At 63.4% G+C, this 19,771-nt stretch carries 16 protein-coding genes; 5 read left to right on the top strand and 11 right to left on the bottom strand.

Features of this window, described 5'->3' with window-relative positions; genetic code table 11:
• Window positions 1-18: 18 nt before the first annotated feature.
• The 10 genes from PSEMO_RS02615 to PSEMO_RS02570 form a co-directional block, all read right to left on the bottom strand.
• On the bottom strand, window positions 19-1,581 hold the full coding sequence (locus PSEMO_RS02615; RefSeq protein WP_075801606.1) for a SpoVR family protein: 1,563 nt from the start codon (window positions 1,579-1,581) through the stop codon (window positions 19-21).
• Complete coding sequence (locus PSEMO_RS02610; RefSeq protein WP_075801605.1) at window positions 1,578-2,852, bottom strand: YeaH/YhbH family protein; 1,275 nt, start codon at window positions 2,850-2,852, stop codon at window positions 1,578-1,580. The genes PSEMO_RS02615 and PSEMO_RS02610 overlap by 4 nt, the downstream gene beginning before the upstream one ends.
• Window positions 2,853-2,993: 141 nt before the next feature.
• Complete coding sequence (locus PSEMO_RS02605; protein WP_075801604.1) at window positions 2,994-4,916, bottom strand: PrkA family serine protein kinase; 1,923 nt, start codon at window positions 4,914-4,916, stop codon at window positions 2,994-2,996.
• A 281-nt stretch (window positions 4,917-5,197) separates the two neighbouring features.
• Window positions 5,198-5,527: a thiosulfate sulfurtransferase GlpE gene (glpE, locus tag PSEMO_RS02600; RefSeq protein ID WP_075801603.1), complete on the bottom strand. Its 330-nt coding sequence runs from the start codon at window positions 5,525-5,527 to the stop codon at window positions 5,198-5,200.
• Window positions 5,528-5,559: 32 nt separating this feature from the next.
• Complete coding sequence (locus PSEMO_RS02595) at window positions 5,560-6,420, bottom strand: symmetrical bis(5'-nucleosyl)-tetraphosphatase (protein WP_075801602.1); 861 nt, start codon at window positions 6,418-6,420, stop codon at window positions 5,560-5,562.
• Window positions 6,420-6,800 (bottom strand): Co2+/Mg2+ efflux protein ApaG, encoded by a 381-nt coding sequence (gene apaG, locus PSEMO_RS02590; RefSeq protein ID WP_075801601.1) that lies wholly within the window; start codon window positions 6,798-6,800, stop codon window positions 6,420-6,422. The genes PSEMO_RS02595 and apaG overlap by 1 nt, the downstream gene beginning before the upstream one ends.
• A gap of 102 nt (window positions 6,801-6,902) precedes the next feature.
• Window positions 6,903-7,709, bottom strand: coding sequence for a 16S rRNA (adenine(1518)-N(6)/adenine(1519)-N(6))-dimethyltransferase RsmA (gene rsmA, locus PSEMO_RS02585; protein ID WP_075801600.1), 807 nt, complete (start codon window positions 7,707-7,709; stop codon window positions 6,903-6,905).
• A complete protein-coding gene (gene pdxA / locus PSEMO_RS02580; protein WP_075801599.1) occupies window positions 7,706-8,695 on the bottom strand; it encodes a 4-hydroxythreonine-4-phosphate dehydrogenase PdxA in 990 nt (329 codons plus the stop codon). The genes rsmA and pdxA overlap by 4 nt, the downstream gene beginning before the upstream one ends.
• Complete coding sequence (gene surA, locus PSEMO_RS02575; protein WP_075801598.1) at window positions 8,692-10,008, bottom strand: peptidylprolyl isomerase SurA; 1,317 nt, start codon at window positions 10,006-10,008, stop codon at window positions 8,692-8,694. Before surA ends, pdxA begins: the two co-directional genes overlap by 4 nt.
• On the bottom strand, window positions 9,989-12,811 hold the full coding sequence (locus tag PSEMO_RS02570) for an LPS-assembly protein LptD (RefSeq protein WP_075801597.1): 2,823 nt from the start codon (window positions 12,809-12,811) through the stop codon (window positions 9,989-9,991). Before PSEMO_RS02570 ends, surA begins: the two co-directional genes overlap by 20 nt.
• A 250-nt stretch (window positions 12,812-13,061) precedes the next feature.
• On the opposite strand from PSEMO_RS02570, the gene PSEMO_RS02565 reads away from it, so the two are divergent.
• The 3 genes from PSEMO_RS02565 to PSEMO_RS02555 are packed head-to-tail and all read left to right on the top strand — an operon-like array spanning window position 13,062 to window position 15,506.
• Entirely contained in the window at window positions 13,062-14,075 is a 1,014-nt protein-coding gene (locus PSEMO_RS02565; protein WP_075801596.1) for an aminoglycoside phosphotransferase family protein, read from the top strand.
• A complete protein-coding gene (gene murU / locus PSEMO_RS02560) occupies window positions 14,072-14,743 on the top strand; it encodes an N-acetylmuramate alpha-1-phosphate uridylyltransferase MurU (RefSeq protein WP_075801595.1) in 672 nt (223 codons plus the stop codon). The genes PSEMO_RS02565 and murU overlap by 4 nt, the downstream gene beginning before the upstream one ends.
• 1 nt (window position 14,744) lies before the next feature.
• On the top strand, window positions 14,745-15,506 hold the full coding sequence (locus PSEMO_RS02555; protein ID WP_075801594.1) for a TerB family tellurite resistance protein: 762 nt from the start codon (window positions 14,745-14,747) through the stop codon (window positions 15,504-15,506).
• On the opposite strand, the gene PSEMO_RS02550 is transcribed toward PSEMO_RS02555, so the two are convergent.
• Window positions 15,503-16,495, bottom strand: a complete 993-nt coding sequence (locus tag PSEMO_RS02550; RefSeq protein WP_075801593.1) for an alpha/beta hydrolase family protein — start codon at window positions 16,493-16,495, stop codon at window positions 15,503-15,505. The genes PSEMO_RS02555 and PSEMO_RS02550 overlap by 4 nt on opposite strands.
• Window positions 16,496-16,590: 95 nt before the next feature.
• Here PSEMO_RS02550 and PSEMO_RS02545 point away from each other — a divergent pair, with 95 nt between their 5' ends.
• Together PSEMO_RS02545 and PSEMO_RS02540 are read left to right on the top strand one after the other, a co-directional pair.
• A complete protein-coding gene (locus PSEMO_RS02545; protein ID WP_075801592.1) occupies window positions 16,591-18,975 on the top strand; it encodes a PAS domain-containing sensor histidine kinase in 2,385 nt (794 codons plus the stop codon).
• A 15-nt stretch (window positions 18,976-18,990) separates the two neighbouring features.
• A complete protein-coding gene (locus PSEMO_RS02540; RefSeq protein ID WP_075801591.1) occupies window positions 18,991-19,620 on the top strand; it encodes a response regulator in 630 nt (209 codons plus the stop codon).
• Window positions 19,621-19,771: the final 151 nt, after the last annotated feature.

The following is a 19,771-nucleotide window of genomic DNA, read 5'->3' as shown; positions in this document are numbered from 1 at the left end:
TCCCGGAGGCGGTCGGTGTTACAGGTGCACCACGGCGAGGTCGAGACGGCCATGATCGCCGTCGCCGTGTTCACCCTTTGGGGGGACGTGGTGGGTCTTCATGATCTGGTCGCCCTGCAGGGTTTCCAGATGGATATCGAAGCCCCACAGGCGGTGCAGGTGCTTGAGCACTTCCTCGGTGGAGTCGCCCAGCGGCTTGCGGTCATGCTGCTGGTGGCGAAGGGTGAGGGAGCGGTCGCCGCGCCGGTCGATGCTCCAGATCTGTACGTTGGGCTCGCGGTTGCCGAGGTTGTACTGCGCCGCGAGGGTTTCGCGGATCACCCGGTAGCCGCTTTCGTCGTGGATGGCCGGGACCAGCAGGTCGTCGCGCTGGTCATCGTCCATGATGCTGAACAGCTTCAGGTCGCGGATCACCTTGGGTGACAGGTACTGCAGGATGAAGCTCTCATCCTTGAAGCTGCTCATGGCGAACTTCACGGCGGACAGCCAGTCGCTGCCGGCGATTTCCGGGAACCAGCGGCGATCTTCCTCCGTGGGGTGCTCGCACATGCGGCGGATGTCGGTGTACATGGCGAACCCCAGGGCATAGGGGTTGATGCCGCTGTAGTAAGGGCTGTCGAAGCCCGGCTGGAACACCACGCTGGTGTGGGACTGGAGAAACTCCAGGATGAAACCGTCGGTGACCAGGCCTTCGTCGTACAGGTCGTTCATCAGGGTGTAGTGCCAGAAGGTGGCCCAGCCTTCGTTCATCACCTGGGTCTGGCGCTGTGGATAGAAGTACTGGGCGATCTTGCGCACGATGCGCACGATCTCGCGCTGCCAGGGTTCCAGCAGCGGGGCATGCTTCTCGATGAAGTAGAGGATGTTTTCCTGTGGCTCGGCAGGGAAGCGCGCGGTGTCCTTTTCGCTGGCCTTGTCCGCACTTTTCGGGATGGTTCGCCACAGATCGTTGATCTGCTTCTGCAGGTGCTCTTCCCGGTCCTTCTGCCGCCGGCGCTCTTCCTCGGCGGAGATGGGGTAGGGCCGTTTGTAGCGATCGACACCGTAGTTCATCAGGGCATGGCAGGAGTCGAGCAGGTCCTCCACGGCGTCGATGCCGTGGCGTTCCTCGCACTGGGTGATGTACTGCTTGGCGAACACCAGGTAATCGATGATCGAGCTGGCATCGGTCCAGGTGCGGAACAGGTAGTTGCCCTTGAAGAAGCTGTTGTGCCCATAGCAGGCGTGAGCCACCACCAGCGCCTGCATGCAGATGGTGTTCTCTTCCATCAGGTAGGCGATGCACGGATCGGAGTTGATCACGATCTCGTAGGCCAGGCCCATCTGACCGCGGCTGTAGGACTTTTCGGTGCTGAGGAAGTGCTTGCCGTAGGACCAGTGGTGATAGCCCAGCGGCATGCCCACCGAGGCGTAGGCGTCCATCATCTGCTCGGCGGTGATCACTTCGATCTGGTTGGGATAGGTATCCAGGGCGTAGCGCTCGGCCAGGCGGCTGATCTCGCGGTCATAGGCCTGGATGAGCTCGAACGTCCACTCGGACCCGGTGGAAAGGGGTTGGCGTTTCTGCTCTCTGGCGGTCATGTCACTAACCTGCGCTGGAAGAGTTCACGGAAGACCGGGTAGATATCGCCGGCCGACACCAGCTGCTGCTGGGCGAACGTATCGGGGAAGGCTTCGCCGATGCGTTCGTATTCGAACCACAATGCCTGATGTTCGCGGGGGGTGATCTCGACGTAAGTGTAGTACTGGACGAACGGCATGATCTGCTTGCTGAGGATCTCGCGGCAGATCGGCGAGTCGTCGTTCCAGTTGTCGCCGTCCGAGGCCTGGGCGGCATAGATGTTCCACTCGTTGGCGGGATAGCGCTCGGCCATGACCTCCTGCATCAGTTTCAGGGCGCTGGAGACGATGGTGCCGCCGGTTTCCCGGGAGTAGAAGAACTCTTCCTCGTCCACTTCGCGGGCGCTGGTGTGGTGGCGGATGAAGACCACTTCGATGCGTTCGTAATTCCGCTTGAGGAACAGGTACAGGAGGATGAAGAAGCGCTTGGCGATGTCCTTGGTAGCCTGGGTCATGGAGCCGGAGACGTCCATCAGGCAGAACATCACCGCCTTGGAGCTGGGATTGGGATGCTTGACCAGCAGGTTGTACTTGAGGTCGAAGGTATCGAGGAACGGGATGCGGTGAATGCGTGCGCTCAGGCGCTCGATTTCCGCCTCGATTTCCTGGATATCGCCGAAGTTGTCCGGTTCTTCCCGTTTCAGCCGCGCCAGTTCCTCTTTTGCCTCGCGCAGTTTGGCGCGGCTGCTGCCGGACAGGGCGATACGCCGCGCATGGGCCGAGCGCAGGGTGCGGATGATGTTGATCCGGGACGGGTTGCCCTCGTTGCTGATACCCGCGCGGACGGTCTTGAAGGTGTCGGTGCCGGTCAGGTGGCGCTTGACCAGGTTGGGCAGTTCGAGGTCCTCGAACATGAACTCGAGGAATTCTTCCTGGGTGATCTGGAAGACGAACTCGTCCATGCCTTCGCCGGAGTTGCCCGCCTTGCCGCGGCCTGCGCCGCCCCCGCTGCCGCCTTGCGGCCGGGCGATATGTTCGCCGGCGGTGAATTCCTTGTTGCCCGGGTGGACGACGGTCTGCTTGCCGCCACGGCCATGGTGCAGCACGGGTTCGTCGATATCGCGGCCGGGGATGCTGATCTGTTCGCCGTGCTCCATGTCGGTGATGGAGCGACGACTCACGGCTTCCTCGACGGCTTTCTTGATGTGGTCACGGTAACGCCGCAGGAAGCGCTGGCGGTTGACCGTGCTCTTGTTCTTGCCGTTCAGGCGTCGGTCGATGACGTAGCTCATGGGCCCTCCGGTAGCTGGGAAACAGCTGCAAGCTTCAAGCTACAAGCTGCAAGAAAGAGCATTCGCCACAGCCGTTGGCCGTGCGGTGTGTCTGTACACACCGCGGATGGCTTACGGCTTGTGGCTTACAGCTTGCAGCTGCTACTGGGACTTTCTGACCCGCAGGTACCATTCCGAAAGCAGGCGAACCTGTTTGTCGGTGTAGCCGCGTTCCACCATGCGCGTAACGAAGTCGTTGTGCTTCTGTTGATCTTCCTTGCTGGCCTTGGCGTTGAAGCTGATGACCGGCAGCAGGTCCTCGGTGTTGGAGAACATTTTCTTCTCGATGACCACCCGCAGCTTCTCGTAGCTGAGCCAGGTGGGGTTCTTGCCGTTGTTGTTGGCCCGGGCGCGCAGGACGAAGTTGACGATCTCGTTGCGGAAATCCTTCGGATTGCTGATGCCGGCCGGTTTCTCGATCTTTTCCAGTTCTTCGTTGAGGGCGATGCGGTTGAGGATCTCGCCGGTTTCCGGGTCGCGGTATTCCTGGTCCTGGATCCAGAAGTCGGCGTACAGCACGTAGCGGTCGAAGATATTCTGGCCGTATTCGCTGTAGGACTCGAGGTAGGCAGTCTGGATTTCCTTGCCGATGAACTCGATATAGCGTGGTGCCAGGTATTCCTTCAGGTAGCGCAGGTAGCGCTCGCGCACCTCGGCCGGGAACTGTTCCTGCTCGATCTGCTGTTCCAGCACATAGAGCAGGTGGACCGGGTTGGCCGCCACTTCATGCGGGTCGAAGTTGAAGACCTTGGACAGGATCTTGAAGGCGAAGCGGGTCGACAGGCCGTTCATGCCCTCGTCGACGCCGGCGGAGTCGCGGTATTCCTGGATCGACTTGGCCTTCGGATCGGTGTCCTTGAGGTTCTCGCCGTCGTACACGCGCATCTTCGAGTAGATGTTGGAGTTCTCCGGCTCTTTCAGGCGCGAGAGCACGGTGAACTGGGCCAGCATCTTCAGGGTGTCAGGTGCGCAATGGGCCTTGGCCAGGGAGCTGTTGAACAGCAGCTTGTCGTAGATCTTGATCTCGTCGCTGACGCGCAGGCAGTACGGCACCTTGACGATGTAGATCCGGTCGATGAAGGCCTCGTTGTTCTTGTTGTTGCGGAAGCTGTGCCATTCCGATTCGTTGGAGTGGGCCAGCAGGATGCCGGAGTAGGGGATCGCGCCCAGGCCTTCGGTGCTGTTGTAGTTGCCTTCCTGGGTGGCGGTGAGCAACGGATGCAGGACCTTGATCGGCGCCTTGAACATCTCGACGAATTCCATCAGGCCCTGGTTGGCCCGGCACAGCGCGCCCGAGTAGCTGTAGGCGTCCGCGTCGTTCTGCGGGAATTCCTCCAGCTTGCGGATATCCACCTTGCCGACGAGGGCCGAGATGTCCTGGTTGTTCTCGTCGCCCGGTTCGGTCTTGGCCACGGCGATCTGGTTGAGGATCGACGGGTACAGCTTGACCACCTTGAACTGGCTGATGTCGCCGCCGAACTCGGCCAGGCGCTTGGTCGCCCAGGGCGACATGATGGTGTTCAGGTAGCGCCGTGGAATGCCGAAGTCTTCCTCGAGGATGGCGCCGTCTTCGGCGGCGTTGAACAGCCCCAGGGGCGACTCGAACACCGGCGAGCCCTTGATCGCGTAGAAGGGCACTTTTTCCATCAGCTGCTTCAGTTTTTCCGCCAGGGACGACTTACCGCCACCCACCGGGCCGAGCAGATAGAGGATCTGTTTCTTCTCTTCCAGGCCTTGGGCGGCATGGCGGAAGTAGGAGACGATCTGGTCGATGCACTCTTCCATGCCATGGAAGTCGGCAAAGGCCGGATAGCGGCGGATCACCTTGTTGGAGAAGATTCGCGACAGCCTGGAGTTGCTGGAGGTGTCGACCAGTTCCGGCTCGCCGATGGCCATGAGCAGGCGCTCGGCCGCCGAAGCATAGGCGCTGCGGTCGTTCTTGCAGAGCTCCAGGTACTCCTGTAGCGAGAGCTCCTCCTGGCGGGTGGACTCGAAGCGTTGTTGGAAGTGGCTAAAAATACTCATGACGTCACCTCGCTCGATACGTGAGGCCGACGCCGGATCAGTCAGCTGATGCTGGCATGCAATCGCGTTGAACGACTGCTGTATACCCCCCAGAACACCCGAAATCGCTACCGATGACCCGCACGCCGGTGTACCGGCTCTCCCCTTTTTTGGATGGCCTGGGCTTAAGGATAGTTGGTTCTCGGGGAGGTCAAGGGCGGAGGGCGGATAAGTTCGCCATGACCGTTCGTCCGGTCAGGCGCTAGCCCGCGCGGGACGCGGGCTGCGGGGCTGGAAAAAAATTATTCGGGGTTTCCCTGGGCGGTTTCCGCCGGGAAGGTGCCGCGCCATAGCTCGAAGCCGCCGTCGAGGCTATACACGTCGGAGAAGCCTTGGCTGACCAGGTAGGCCGCCGCGCTCTGGCTGGAATTGCCGTGATAGCAGACCACCACGGTAGGGGCGTCGAGGTCGGCATTGCGGATGAAGTCGGCCACCGAATGGTTGTCCAGATGGCTGGAGCCGGCGATGTGACCGTTTGCATAGCTCTGCGGGTCGCGAATATCGACCACGACCGCACCTTGTTCGCGCAGGGCCTGGGCCTGTTCCGGAGGGATGCGTTTGAATTCGCTCATGGGGCGGTTTCCTTCAACGATGACGGGCCATTCTAGCCGTTTGTAGCCGGTGGGGAAGGCAGGGACGGGTCGTCGTCCTTGGCCTTGCACTCGCAGCGGTGCAGCTCGCCGCTGTCGACGTTCATCAGGGTCATGGCGCCGCCCCAGACGCAGCCGGTGTCGAGGGCGAACACGCCAGGCGCGTTGCAGCGTCCTTCGAGGGCGGCCCAGTGACCGAAGATGATCTTCACGTGCCGCGAGCGCCGCTCCTTGTGCGCAAACCAGGGCTTGTAGCCGGGCGGCGCGGTGTCGGCGCCTTCCTTGCCCTTGAGGTCGAGCTTGCCCTCGGCGGTGCAGAAGCGCATGCGCGTGAAATAGTTGGTGATCACCCGCAGGCGGGGGACGCCGGTGAGGTCCTTGTTCCATTTGGCCGGGTCATTGCCGTACATGCCGTCGAGGTACTGCTTGATGCGCAGATCGTCGCGCAGCGCGTCCTCGACCTCCGACGCCAGCTCCAGGGCCTTGCCCAGGGTCCATTGCGGCGGGATGCCGGCGTGGACCAGCACGGTGCCGCGGGTCTCGTCGAAATGCAGCAGCTTCTGCCGCCGCAGCCAGTCGAGCAGGTCCGCCGCGTCCGGCGCCTCGACGATCTCGCGCAGGGTGTCGCTTTTCTTCAGGCGCTCGATGTTGTGCCAGACCGCCAGCAGGTGCAGGTCGTGGTTGCCCAGCACGCAGACCAGCGAGTCGCGCATGGCGTAGAGGTAACGCAGGGTTTCTAGAGACTGCGGCCCGCGGTTGACCAGGTCTCCGACCAGCCACAGGCGGTCGACGGCCGGATCGAACCTGACCCGCTCAAGCAGGCACTTGAGCGGTTCGAGGCAGCCCTGGAGGTCGCCGACGGCATAGGTTGCCATCAGTGCAGGGCCCCGGGCATGGCGAGGCGGAACGGCGCGATCACGGCGTCGAAGCGCTTACCGTCCTGGGCAAACATCTGGTAACTGCCTTGCATGGTGCCAACCTTGGTGGCGATCACTGCGCCGCTGCTGTAGGTATGGCTTTGACCCGGTGCAATCAGTGGTTGTTCACCGACGACGCCGTCGCCGCGGACTTCTTCGACCTTGCCATTGCCGTCGGTGATCAGCCAGTGACGGGACATCAGCTTGGCGGCGACGCTGCCGTTGTTGCTCACGGTGATGGTATAGGCAAAGGCGAAGCGGTTCGCTTCGGGTTGCGACTGTTCCGGGAGGAAGCGGGTGACGACGCTGACGTCGACCTGGTACAGGGGATCGGACATGCGGGGAGCCTTCAAGACGAACGGATGCGGCGATGGAGGGTCAGTCTAGGCCATGGGCGTGGCAACCGGCCAGCCTCGCGATGAGGCCGGCCGGGCGGTGAATCACTTGGCGGCGGACTGTTCGGCCAGCTTGTCCGCGAGGCGGACGAAGGCGGCCAGGTCGAGTTGCTCGGGGCGCAGGCTGCCGTCCACACCGGCAGCCTCGATGGCGTCGCTGCTGAGCAGGGCCTTCAGGGTGTTGCGCAGGGTCTTGCGGCGCTGGTTGAACGCTTCGCGGACGATGCGCTCGAGCAGGCGATGATCCTTGGCCGGGAACGGCAGGGTTTCATGAGGCACCAGGCGCACGATGGCCGAATCCACCTTCGGTGGCGGGTTGAACGCGCCGGGGCCGACGTTGAACAGGTGTTCCACGCGGCAGTGATACTGGACCATGATCGACAGGCGGCCCCAATCACCACCGCCAGGGCCTGCGGCCAGGCGCTCGACCACTTCCTTCTGCAGCATGAAGTGCATGTCGCGGATCAGCTGGGCGTTGTCCAGCAGGTGGAAAATCAGCGGCGTGGAGATGTTGTACGGCAGGTTGCCCACCACCCGCAGCGAGCGCGGGGCGGCACCCAGGGTGGTGAAGTCGAACTTCAGCGCATCGCCCTGGTGCAGGCGGAAATTATCACGGCTGGCGAACTGTTGGTTGAGGATCGGTACCAGGTCCTTGTCCAGCTCGACCACATCCAGTTGCGCGCCGCTGCCCAGTACACCTTCGGTCAGGGCGCCCTGGCCCGGGCCGATTTCGAGGATGTGCTCGCCGGCCTTGGCGTTGATGGCCCGCAGGATGCGGTCGATCACGCCAGCGTCGTGCAGGAAGTTCTGGCCGAAGCGCTTGCGCGCCCGGTGTTGGTATTGCTCGGTCATAGTCGGGTCTCGGCCATCTGGTAGGCGGTTTCCAGGGCGACCTGCAGGCTGCCGGTGTCGACCTTGCCGGTGCCGGCCAGGTCCAGGGCGGTGCCGTGATCCACCGAGGTGCGGATGATCGGCAGGCCGAGGGTGACATTGAGCGCCGCGCCAAAGCCCTTGAACTTGAGCACGGGCAGGCCCTGGTCGTGGTACATCGCCAGCACTGCGTCGCAGTGCTCCAGATATTTGGGGGTAAACAGGGTGTCGGCCGGCAGCGGGCCACGCAGGTCCATGCCTTCGGTGCGCAGACGTTCCAGCGTCGGCTCGATGATGTCGATTTCCTCGCGGCCCAGGTGACCACCTTCACCGGCGTGCGGGTTCAGGCCGCAGACCAGGATGCGCGGCCGGGCGATGCCGAATTTCTGTTGCAGGTCGGCATGCAGGATCCGCGTGACCCGCTCCAGGCGTTCGACGGTGATGGCATCGGCCACGTCGCGCAGGGGCAGGTGGGTGGTGACCAGGGCCACGCGCAGGCCGCGGGTGGCGAGCATCATCACCACCTGGGCGGTGTGGGTCAGCTCGGCGAGGAATTCGGTGTGTCCGGAGAACGGAATGCCGCTCTCGTTGATCACGCCCTTGTGTACCGGGGCGGTGATCATGCCGGCAAAGTGCCCGTCGAGGCAGCCTTGTCCGGCGCGGGTCAGGGTTTCCAGGACGAAGGCGGCATTGGCCTTGTCCAGGGTGCCCGCCACTGCCGGATTGGCCAGCGGTGTGTCCCAGACATACAGGCTGCCGGCCTTGGCCGGCTGGTCGGGGAGGGCATCGGGGCTGACGGGGAGCAGCTCGACGGCCACGCCCAGCTGCGTGGCCCGCTCGGCGAGCAGGTCACGGCTGGTAATGGCGATCAGAGGATGAGGCTGGGCTTGCGAGGCGAGCAGCAGGCACAGGTCGGGACCTATGCCTGCGGGTTCGCCGGGGGTGAGGGCGAAGCGCTGCGGTTTCACTGGGCGGCCTGTTCGGCGCCAGGAAGCTTGATTTCAACGTAGGCTTCGTCGCGGATCTGACGCAACCAGGTTTGCAGTTCTTCATCGTACTTGCGGTTGCGCAGTACGGTCATCGCTTGTTGCTCGCGAGCCTGGGCGGTGCTGTCGGTGGCGCGGCGGCCAAGGACTTCCAGGACGTGCCAGCCGTATTGGGTCTGGAAGGGCTTGGATACCTGGCCTTGTGGAGCGTTGGCCATGACTTCGCGGAATTCCGGAACCAGGTTGTTCGGGTCGACCCAGTTCAGGTCGCCGCCGTTGAGGGCGGAACCCGGGTCTTCCGAGAAGCTCTTCGCCAGTTCGGCGAAGTCTTCGCCGGCCTGGATGCGGTCGTACAGGCGTTGCGCGAGGATCTTGGTCTCGGCTTCGCTGCGGATCTCGCTTGGCTTGATCAGGATGTGGCGAACATGCACTTCGTCACGCAGTTGGGTCTGGCCGCCGCGTTTCTCCTGCAGCTTGAGGATGATGAAGCCGCCCGGGGTACGTACCGGCTCGGTGACATCGCCCACCGCCATGGTGCTCAGCATGCGGTCAAACGGAGGTGGCAACTGGGCCGCCTTGCGCCAGCCCATCTCGCCGCCTTCCAGTGCGGTTTCGCTGGCGGAGCGGGCGATGGCCAACTGGGCGAAGTCGGCGCCTTGCTTGAGCTGCTGGTAGACCTGGCCAGCCTGCTGAGCCGCGGCCTGGATAGCCGTGGAGCTGGCGCTTTCCGGGGTCGGGATCAGGATGTTGGCCAGGCGGAACTCTTCCGACAGCTGCATCTTGCCCAGGTCGGAAGCGAGGAAGTTTTTCACTTCCTGCTCGGAAACCTGAATGCGCTCGGCAACACGACGCTGACGCACGCGACTGATGATCATCTCGCGACGAACCTGCTCGCGAGCGTCATTGAAGGACAGGCCGTCATGGGCCAGGGCAGCACGGAACTGCTCCAGGCTCATGTTGTTGCGCTGGGCGATGGTGCCGATGGCCTGGTTCAGTTCTTCGTCGGTGATGCGGATGCCGGAGCGTTCGCCGATCTGCAGTTGCAGGTTTTCGACGATCAGGCGTTCCAGGACCTGCTGGTCCAGAACGCTGGCCGGTGGCACTGCGCCGCCACGCTTGGCGATGGTCTGCTGCACCTCATGGACACGCTGGTCCAGCTGGCTCTGCATGACCACGTCGTTGTCGACGATGGCGACGATCTTGTCCAGGGTCTGCACCGCCGCGTGGGCGGTGCTGCTCAGCAATACAGCGCCCAGCATCAGCGGGCGCAGACAATCAATAAGCTTGGTCTTCACGTGCACGGTAACCTTGAATGCCTTTGTCGAGGAACGTCTCGACCTTGTTGCCAACCACGCCACCGAGGCCTTTCAGCACGATCTGCAGGAAGACACCGTGGTCGCCTTTTTCGTTTTCCGGAGCGGCCTGGCTGTATTCGTCGTAATCAACCCAATAGCGGTTGACCAGGCGCAGCTTCCAGCAGCAGTTGTCATATTCGAAACCGCCCATCGCTTCGAGGGTACGGTTGCGGTTGTAGTCGTGCTGCCAGCGGGCAATCGCGGTCCATTGCGGGACGATCGGCCACATGACCGAGAAGTCATGTTGCTGGATCTTGTAGTAGTCCTTCACATAGCCAGGCTGGCCCGGCGTGCCATAGTCGCCACCACCCACGGACCACTTGCCGGTGATGTTGTCGTAGCGAACCATGTCGTTACGATAGCGATAACCGAGGTTGACGATCTTGTTGACGTTGTCCTCAGGCTGGAAGTGGAACATCGCGCTGCCCGACCGGGTGCTGCGGCTGTCTGGGTCCCAGTTGAAGTCGGAATTGAAGCGCCAGTCGCGGTTGAAGCGGTACTCGTACTCCAGCGCGTATGGCGAAACATCGGCCTGAGCGTCGTCGCGGTCTTTCCAGTCGATGCCTGGCAACTGAACCTTGCGGTCTTTGAAGTAAAGGGCCTGGCCAATGCTGAAGCGCTGGCGTTCGAAGCCGTTTTCCTCGATCCAGCGGTTGGTCACGCCCAGCGAGAGCTTGTTCTCGTCGCCGATGCGGTCGCCGCCGACGAAGCGGTTGTCGCGGAACAGCGAGGCGTAGTTGAACGAGGTCTCGCCTGAGTCGAAGATCGGGATATCCGCCTGATCCTTGTACGGTACATAGAGGTAGTACAGGCGTGGTTCGAGGGTCTGGCGGTAGTTCTTGCCGAACCACTGGGTATCGCGGTCGAAGTACAGGCCGCTGTCGACGCTGACAACCGGGATGTTGCGGTTCTGGCTGCTCTTGTAGTCGCCATTGACCCGCAACTGATCGGCGGTGTAGTCGGCGATGTTGCTTTTGCCCTTGCCGTCCAGATCAAGATCGTACTGGGTGGTAACGTACTTGAGGGATGGGGTCAGATAGCCGTAGGTATTGGACAGCGGCAGGCTGATCTTCGGTGCCGCGTTCAGACGGGTACCGTTTGCTCGGGCAATGCCGAGAACGTTGTCATCGAGGCGTCTGCCGCCAGTGGCTGGATCCGGAACGCCGTCTTTGTCCAGCACCACACCGTCTTGCAGATCTCGCTCAAAGCGGGTCGCGTCGGCTTCATAGCTGAACTCAAGGCCGCCTGGATGATAAGGCAGCATGCCGGTGAGGATCAGCTGTGGCAGCCTGTCGTAAGGCGTGATATTGGAAATCGAAGCCATTTCATAGGCGTGGACAGCCAGTTGCGCGGTGTAGCTGTCGCCACGATATGTCATGGCGGCGCGCTGGTTCAGGTAATCGCGATTTTCGACACCGATCTGGTCGGTTTCCAGGTCCTGGAAGTAGAACGGGTCGCTGATGTCGGTGTAGTCGATCTCGGTCATCAGGCGCGAATCAAGACCGCCCTTGTGCTGCCAGTTGACCATCCAGCGCTTGTCGGTGTAGTCGGTCTGCTTCTTGCGATCGTCGTCTTCGTCATTCAACCAGGCACCACCGAACTGCCCTTCGCTGCTCGGCGTCAGGTAACGGAACTCGCCTTCCATCAACAGGCCGCGCTTGGCCATGTAGCGTGGATACAGCGTGGCGTCGTAGTTCGGCGCGAGGTTGAAGTAGTACGGCGTGACCAGCATGAAGCCGGTATCGCTGCTGGTGCTGAAAGACGGCGGTAGGAAGCCGGACTGGCGACGGTCGTCGATCGGGAAGTAGATATACGGTGTGTAGAGCACCGGAATATCCTTGACCCGCAGGGTGACGTTGGTCGCGGTACCGAAACCGGTGGCCGGGTTCAGGGTGATGTTGTTGCCCTTGAGCTGCCAGGCGTTGCTGTTCGGCTCACAGGTGGTGTAGGTACCATCCTTCAGGCGGATGATGGCGTTCTCGGAACGCTTGGCGTACAGGGCGTTACCGCGAATGCGCGACTTGTGCATCACGTATTCGGCGTTGTCGACCTGGGCTTCGCCGGTATCCAGCTGGATCTCGGCACGGTCGCCGACGACCAGCGAGCCGTTGTCGCGGATCTTCACGTTGCCGGTCAGCTCGCCGCGGTTCTCGGCCTGGTAGAGGTTGGCTTCGTCGGCCTCGGCCTGCATGCTGCCCTGGCGCATGACCACGTCACCGGCGAGGGTGGCGATCTGCTGTTCCTGCTGGTAGCGGGAAACCTTGGCACCGAGGAAGGTCGGCGACTCGTCCTTCGGCGTGCTGTCGTTCATGCCCGGGCGAATCGGCTCGATGTAGGCACCGGAGCAGTACGGGCCGGTCTCGGCCAGTTGGGCGGCAGTCAGTTTCTCGCGCGGTACCCAGTCCAGGTGGCTGTAGTCGGCGCTGCGGGATTTCAGACCACGGCCCTTGGATTCGGTGACCAGAACAGGCTTGGGACCGCGGTCCTCGACGGCGCCGTCATCAGCGGACTGTCCCGGGCCAGCATTGGCCGAACTGACCGCAGCACCGTCATGCACAGGGCGAGGCGGCAACTGGGTGGCGCTGGTCTTGGGCTTGCAGTCCCATCCGCCGGAAGCGGAAACCTGGCAGTCGAACTGCTCGGCCGCGACGACATAAGAGGTCGCCAGAGGCTGCAATGCCAGCAGGCTGCCGGTAACCAGCAGCGGGAATTTTTTACGAAACGCGGGGGATTTCAATGCCATCTTATTAGTCCGGGCTTCCTGCGTGCCATCTGCCCGCGTGTGGGGCCGCACGCCTCTCGATGGTCTGAAAAAGATGCTGGATGATAAAGCATGCCCCGCTTGACGGCTAGGCTCTGTAAGAAATGCATCCCGCTTGCACATGCCGCATCGAAAACGGGCTCGGAATGCGCATTTACAACCAGTAAACTCCGCTTCCTTGCCCGTTCTCGCCGCGCCTGGCCAGTACCCGGGGCCCTCGGAGACCCTTGCAATGCCCGATCACGATGTACGCCTGCAACACCTGACCGTCTGGCTCGATGAGCAACTGGCGAACCTGTTTCGAGTCCAGGGCTGGGGAGCGGTTCCCGCAGGCAGCCTGACCGCCGCGAGCAGCGATGCCAGTTTCCGCCGCTACTTCCGCTGGCAGGCCGATGGCCGCAGCTTCATCATCATGGATGCGCCGCCACCCCAGGAAAACTGCCGACCCTTCGTCGATATGGCGCGCCTGCTGGCCAGCGCCGGGGTCAATGTGCCGGTGATCCACGCCGAGGATCTCGAGCGCGGTTTCCTGCTGCTGAGTGACCTGGGCAACCAGACCTACCTCGATGTGATCGACGCCGATAACGCCGACGCCCTGTTCAACGATGCCATCGATGCCTTGCTGGCCTTCCAGCGCCTGCCGATGGACGCGCCCCTGCCGAGCTATGACGTGGCCCTGCTGCGTCGCGAGGTCGAGCTGTTCCCCGAGTGGTACGTCGGTCGTGAACTGGGCAAGACCTTCGATGAACACCAAGCCGCCCTCTGGCAACGGGCCAGCACCCTGCTGATCGACAGCGCCCTGGCCCAGCCCAAGTTGCTGGTGCACCGCGACTACATGCCGCGCAACCTGATGCGCAGCGTGCCGAATCCGGGCGTGCTGGATTTCCAGGACGCGGTGTATGGCCCGGTCACCTACGACATTACCTGCCTGTTCAAGGACGCGTTCCTCAGCTGGCCGCAGGCGCGGGTCGCCGGATGGCTGCGGGATTACTGGGAGCGCGCGCGTGCCGCGGGTATCCCGGTGCAGCCTGACTTCGAGGACTTCCACCGCGCCAGTGACCTGATGGGGGTGCAGCGTCACCTCAAGGTCATTGGTATCTTCGCCCGTATCTGCCACCGCGACGGCAAGCCTCGCTACCTGGCGGACGTGCCGCGTTTCTTTGCCTATATAGATGAAGTGATTTCCCGTCGGCCGGAACTGGCCGAACTGGGCGAGCTGATCGCCAGCCTGGGAGTGCGTCCATGAAGGCGATGATCCTCGCCGCCGGCAAGGGCGAGCGCATGCGCCCGCTGACCCTGCATACACCGAAGCCGCTGGTGCCTGTCGCCGGCGTACCGCTGATCGAGTACCACCTGCGGGCCCTGGCCGCGGCTGGCTTCACGGAGGTCGTGATCAATCACGCCTGGCTCGGCCAGCAGATCGAGGATCATCTCGGTGACGGCTCGCGCTTCGGCCTGGGCATCCGTTTCTCCGCCGAAGGCGAGCCGCTGGAAACCGGCGGCGGGATCTTCAAGGCGCTGCCGCTGCTGGGGGACGAACCGTTCCTGCTGGTCAATGGCGATATCTGGACCGACTACGACTTCGCCGGCCTGCGCCAGCCGTTGCAAGGGCTGGCCCATCTGGTGCTGGTGGATAACCCCGGCCATCACGGTGCTGGCGACTTCCGCCTGGCCGGAGGGCTGGTCGAGGATGGTGGCGGCGCCGACGATACCCTGACCTTCAGCGGCATCTCCGTGCTGGATCCGGCATTGTTCGACGGCTGCCAGGCCGGTGCCTTCAAGCTGGCGCCGCTGCTGCGCGCTGCTATGGCCCAAGGTCGGGTCAGTGGCGAGCATTTCCGCGGCCACTGGGTGGACGTGGGCACCCTGGAGCGTCTTGCCGAAGTCGAGCGCCTGCTCGCCGAGCACCGCTGACATGTTGTGGCCGAGCACAGTGATAGGCGCCGGAGCCGGCTTCGCCGTCGCCAGCATTCCTGGCGCGCTGTTGGGAGCCCTGCTCGGGCAGGCGATGGACCGCCGTTTGCAGTTGCACAGTTGGGCGCACCTGCGGGAAAGGCTCGGTGGTCGTCCGGTCCTGCGCGATGACGAGGTGCTGTTCGTCCTGCTCGGGCGCATGGCCAAGAGCGATGGCCGGGTGGTGGAAGGTCATATCCAGCAGGCCCGTCAGGAAATGCAGCGCCTGGAAATGGACGATGATGCGCGCAAGCGGGCGATTGCCGCGTTCAACCTGGGCAAGGTCGGACGGGAGAAGGTCGAGGGGCACCTGCAACGGCTGAAGGCGCAGCCCAATGCCGCCGAAGGTGTACTGCGAGCATGCTGCCGAATGGCCTGGGCCGATGGCCGCGCCGGGCGTGACGAGCGCGAGTTGTTGTTGCAATGGGGTCGGCAATTGGGCTGGTCAGCAGCCAAGGTCCAGGCCCTGGCGGGTGACTACGAGCCGCGCAAGCCGGCACTGGATGGAACGGGCAGCTATGCCGAAGCCTTGCGCCTGCTGGGTGTCGGCCCCGATACCGAACAGGGCGAGATCAAGCAGGCCTATCGTCGCCTGGTCAGCCGTCATCATCCGGACAAACTGCAGGGCAGCGGCGCCAGTCCGGCCAGGGTACGCGAGGCGACCGAACGCACCCGTGAACTGCATCAGGCCTACGCGATCATTCGCAAGCGCCGCGACTTCTAATCAACCTCGCTCGGACTCAGCCAGCCGCGAATCCGCCTGAACAACTGCTCCTGCTCCGCAGAGCGGTTGCCGGGCATCGCGGTCAGGGCGACCTGCCTGTAGTTGCTGTCCTTCAGGCGCTTGCTGGCTTGCAGACGTTGCTGCGCTGCCTGTCGGGCCGCGCCCTGATCGTTGTAGTAGAAGTCGGCGGTCGGCACTTTCAGGGTCGGGGTCAGGCTGTCCAGGCTGTGCTCGGCCTTGATCGGCGTCTGCGCCGAGACCATCACCAGTTTCTGCACCTGCGCCGGCTGACGTTCGCTCATGTAGCGTGCTGCCCAGTAGGCGCCGGTGCCGCTGCCGAGGACGACCACGCTGCGCGCATTCTGCTGCTGGGCATAGGCTACGGCGGCATCGAGGCGGGCGAAGATACGCTCGGCGTCGGTGTTGTCGCTGCTCGCGTCGGCCGGTGCGCTTTTGCTGGTTTCGGTGTCAGTCTCCGGCGCCGTGGCCTGGGCGATATTGGCGTTGGCGTCGGCCGGAGTGTCCTTGGCCGGCGCCGCCTTGCTGGTGTCTTCGGCCTTGGGCGCCGGGGCCGGGCTTTCGCTGCGCGCCACCGGGCTGTCGGTGAGCAGGTCGGGCAGGGCAAGGCTCAGGGTGCCCCAGTCCGCATCGGGGAACTTGCGCCGCAGCGGGCCGACGGTCTTCGGCCAGTCGGCGGTTTCCCCGGCACCGGCAAGGATAACCAGCACGCCCTGGGGTGTCGGGTTGTTGGCCGGTTTCCACAAGGCGAGAAAGCCGTCGCTGCCGGCTTGCAGGTTCTGTTGTTCTTCCTTGGGCACCTGACGCTCCAGGGCCAGGGCGTCCTCCTGAGTGCGCTCGACCAGGGCAGGGCGTTGTACCGCGGCGTCCGCTTTGCTTTCTGGCGTTTTGCCATCCTCGGCATGGACGCTGCAAGGTAGTATCAAGGTCAGGCATAACGCAGGAAGCGTCGTGCGATAAAGTGAGAACATTGATCGATCCTGGCCAGAAATATACCGGCAGCCTAAAGGTATTTGTCCGGGACGGCCACGCCGGGTGGCCATCCTTCTATATGACGAGATTCAAGATGATTGGTTTGCGCCGTCTGTGGGTTATCGGCTGTTTGTTCCTGCCCTTGATCGCCTGGGCCGCTCCGGCGCCTTCCCCGGTGCAACTCGACCCGGCGCAACGGGAGTGGCTGGAGCAGCATCGCAGCCTGCGTGTCGGCATGGTCCTGCAGGCGCCGTTCGCCCAGTTCGACCGGCGCCTGCAGCAGTTGTCCGGGGTCAACGTCGAGCTGATGAACCTGCTGGCACGCAACCTTGGCCTGGACCTGACCTGGCGCAACTTCGCCGACCAGGGCGAACTCGAGCATGCCCTGGCCGGTGGCGAGATCGATCTGGTCCCGGGCCTGACCCAGACTCCCGCCGGCCTGCGTCTGTGGCTGTTCAGCGACCCCTACATGCGCGTCCCGCAGCTGATCGTCGGCCAGCGCAACGGCGCAGTGGCGGTGGACGTGGAGAAAATCGGCGAGCTCGAGCGTGTCGCCGTGCGCATGCCCAGCGCGGTGGCCGATCACCTGCGCGCAACCTATTCCAACCTCAATCTGCAAGGCGTTCCCGGCGACCGTCAGGCCCTGCAACTGGTGGTCAGCGACCAGGCGCGCTATGCGGTGGTGGACGAGGCGCAGCTCAGCCGTTTATCCCGCGAGAGCGAATTCAGCGAGTTGGCGGTGGTGGGTGATATCGGTTTCCCGCAACTGCTACGGGTGGCGTCGCGGCGGGACTGGCCGCTGCTCGCCGATGTGCTCGAGCGCGGCCTGCAGGCGATCCCGGCGCGGGACCTGGAGGAATTGCACAACCGCTGGTTGCAACCGAAGTATCCGCGCCTGAGCGAATCCCCCGGGTTCTGGCAGAACCTCGCGCTGCTGTTTGCTGCGCTGTTCTTCAGCGGTGTGGCGATCATTATCTGGCAGCGCCGTCAGCAGAGTTTCCTCGAACACAACCTGCTGGCGGCGCGGGAAGACCTTGCCGAGCGGCTCGGGCGCGAAGAAGCGCTGCGCCTTAGTCAGTTTTCCCTCGACCAGAGCACCGTGGGCATCCTCTGGGTGCACTGGGACAGCCATGTGCGCTACGCCAACCACGCTGCCGAAGCCATGCTGGGCTACGAGCCGGGTGCGGTGGTGGAGCGGCCGCTGATCGACTTCGAGCCGCAGTTGCATATGGATCGCTGGCTCGACCTGTGGAAGCGTGCGCGGGCCAGCGACGAGTCGGCGCAGCGCTTCGAGACCCAATGGCTGCGGGCTGATGGCGCGTTCCTGCCGGTGGATGTGTCCCTGAGTTTCCTGCGCTTTCGCGATGCCGAGTACCTGGTGGTCTACCTCACCGACGTCAGCGAGCGCCGTCGCGCCCAGGCCGCCCAGCGGGAGAGCGAAGCGCGGCTCAAGGGGATTGCCGCCAACGTCCCCGGCCTGGTATTCCGCCTGGAGCGCGACCCGGGGATCGACGAACTGGAGTTCCCCTATATCAGCGAAGGCAGCGAGGCTTTGGTCGGCTATGCGCCGACGGAAATCCAGCACCCGCAAATGGGCCTGCGCAACCTGGTGCATGCCGATGACCGCGCCGACTATCACCGGGTCCAGGACCAGGCCCTGGCCACGGACAGCGACTGGTCGTGGCAGGGGCGCATCCTCACCCGTCAAGGCGAGCAGCGCTGGGCCGATATCAAGGCCAGCGCACGTACCCTGAGCAATGGTCGGGTGGTGTGGGACGGCATCGTCTGGGACATCACCCAGAGCAAGCAGGTCGAGCTGGAACTGGAAAGCTCCCGCGAGCATCTGCGCGACCTTGCAGCCCATCTGGAAAGCGTGCGGGAAGAGGAAAAGGCGCGGATTGCCCGGGAAGTGCACGACGAACTGGGTCAGATGTTGACCGTGCTGAAGCTGGAAACCTCCATGTGCGAACTGGCCTACGCCGATCTCGACCCGGGGCTGAATGAGCGTCTGGCCAGCATGAAACGCCTGATCGCCCAGCTCTTCCAACTGGTGCGCGATGTGGCCACGGCGCTGCGGCCGCCGATTCTCGATGCCGGCATTGCCTCGGCGATCGAATGGCAGGCCCGGCGTTTCGAAGCGCGGACGCAGATCCCTTGCCTGGTGCAGGTGCCCGAGCATCTGCCGCCGTTGAGCGATGCCAAGGCCACCGGGCTGTTCCGGGTGTTGCAGGAGGTGTTGACCAACGTCATGCGCCATGCCCACGCGCATACGGTGGAGATCAACCTGACGCTGGAGGGACCTATGCTGTGTCTTTCGGTCAGCGATGACGGCGTGGGATTCGTCGTAGGTGACAGTCGGCCAAGTTCCTTTGGGCTGGTCGGCATGCGGGAACGGGTGCTGATGCTGGGCGGCGAGATGCATCTGGAAAGTGAAGCGGGCGAGGGCACCAGCCTGAGCGTGCGTATTCCTCTGGACTGAAACAGGAGCGGGGCAGTGATTCGAGTATTGGTGGCCGAAGACCACACCATCGTACGCGAGGGCATCAAGCAGTTGATCGGCCTGGCCAAGGACATGCAGGTGGTGGGCGAGGCGGGCAACGGCGAGCAGTTGCTCGAAGCGCTGCGGCATACGCCGTGCGAGGTGGTGTTGCTGGATATCTCCATGCCCGGGGTCAATGGCCTGGAGGCGATTCCGCGGATCCGCGCGCTGAATGCGCCGCCGGCGATCCTCGTGCTGTCGATGCACGACGAGGCGCAGATGGCGGCCCGGGCCCTGAAGGTCGGGGCTGCGGGTTATGCGACCAAGGACAGTGATCCGGCATTGCTGCTGACGGCGATTCGCCGGGTAGCCGGGGGCGGGCGCTATATCGATCCGGAGTTGGCCGACCGCATGGTCTTCGAGGTGGGGCTGACCGATACCCGGCCGCTGCATTCGCTGCTGTCGGAGCGCGAGTTCTCGGTGTTCGAGCGCCTGGCCCAGGGCGCCAACGTCAACGACATCGCCCAGCAACTGGCGCTGAGCAACAAGACCATCAGTACCCACAAGGCGCGGCTGATGCAGAAGCTGAATGTCACGTCGCTGGCGGAACTGGTGAAGTATGCGATGGAGCACAAGCTGCTCTGAGTGTTCTGAAAGCGACCTCTGAAAGAGTGATGTCGTTTGTGCCGGCCTCATCGCTGGCAAGCCAGCTCCCACAAGGTTCGGCGGCGCCGCAGACACTGTGGGAGCTGGCTTGCCAGCGATGAGGTCCTCAAGGCATATCTAAACCCGTCAT

The sequence above is a fragment of the Pseudomonas putida genome (assembly GCF_001941965.1).
In the GTDB taxonomy this organism is placed as follows: Bacteria; Pseudomonadota; Gammaproteobacteria; order Pseudomonadales; family Pseudomonadaceae; genus Aquipseudomonas; species Aquipseudomonas putida_L.
Note: the sequence above shows the minus strand (reverse complement) of the source record. Positions and strands in the feature narration are given on the sequence as shown.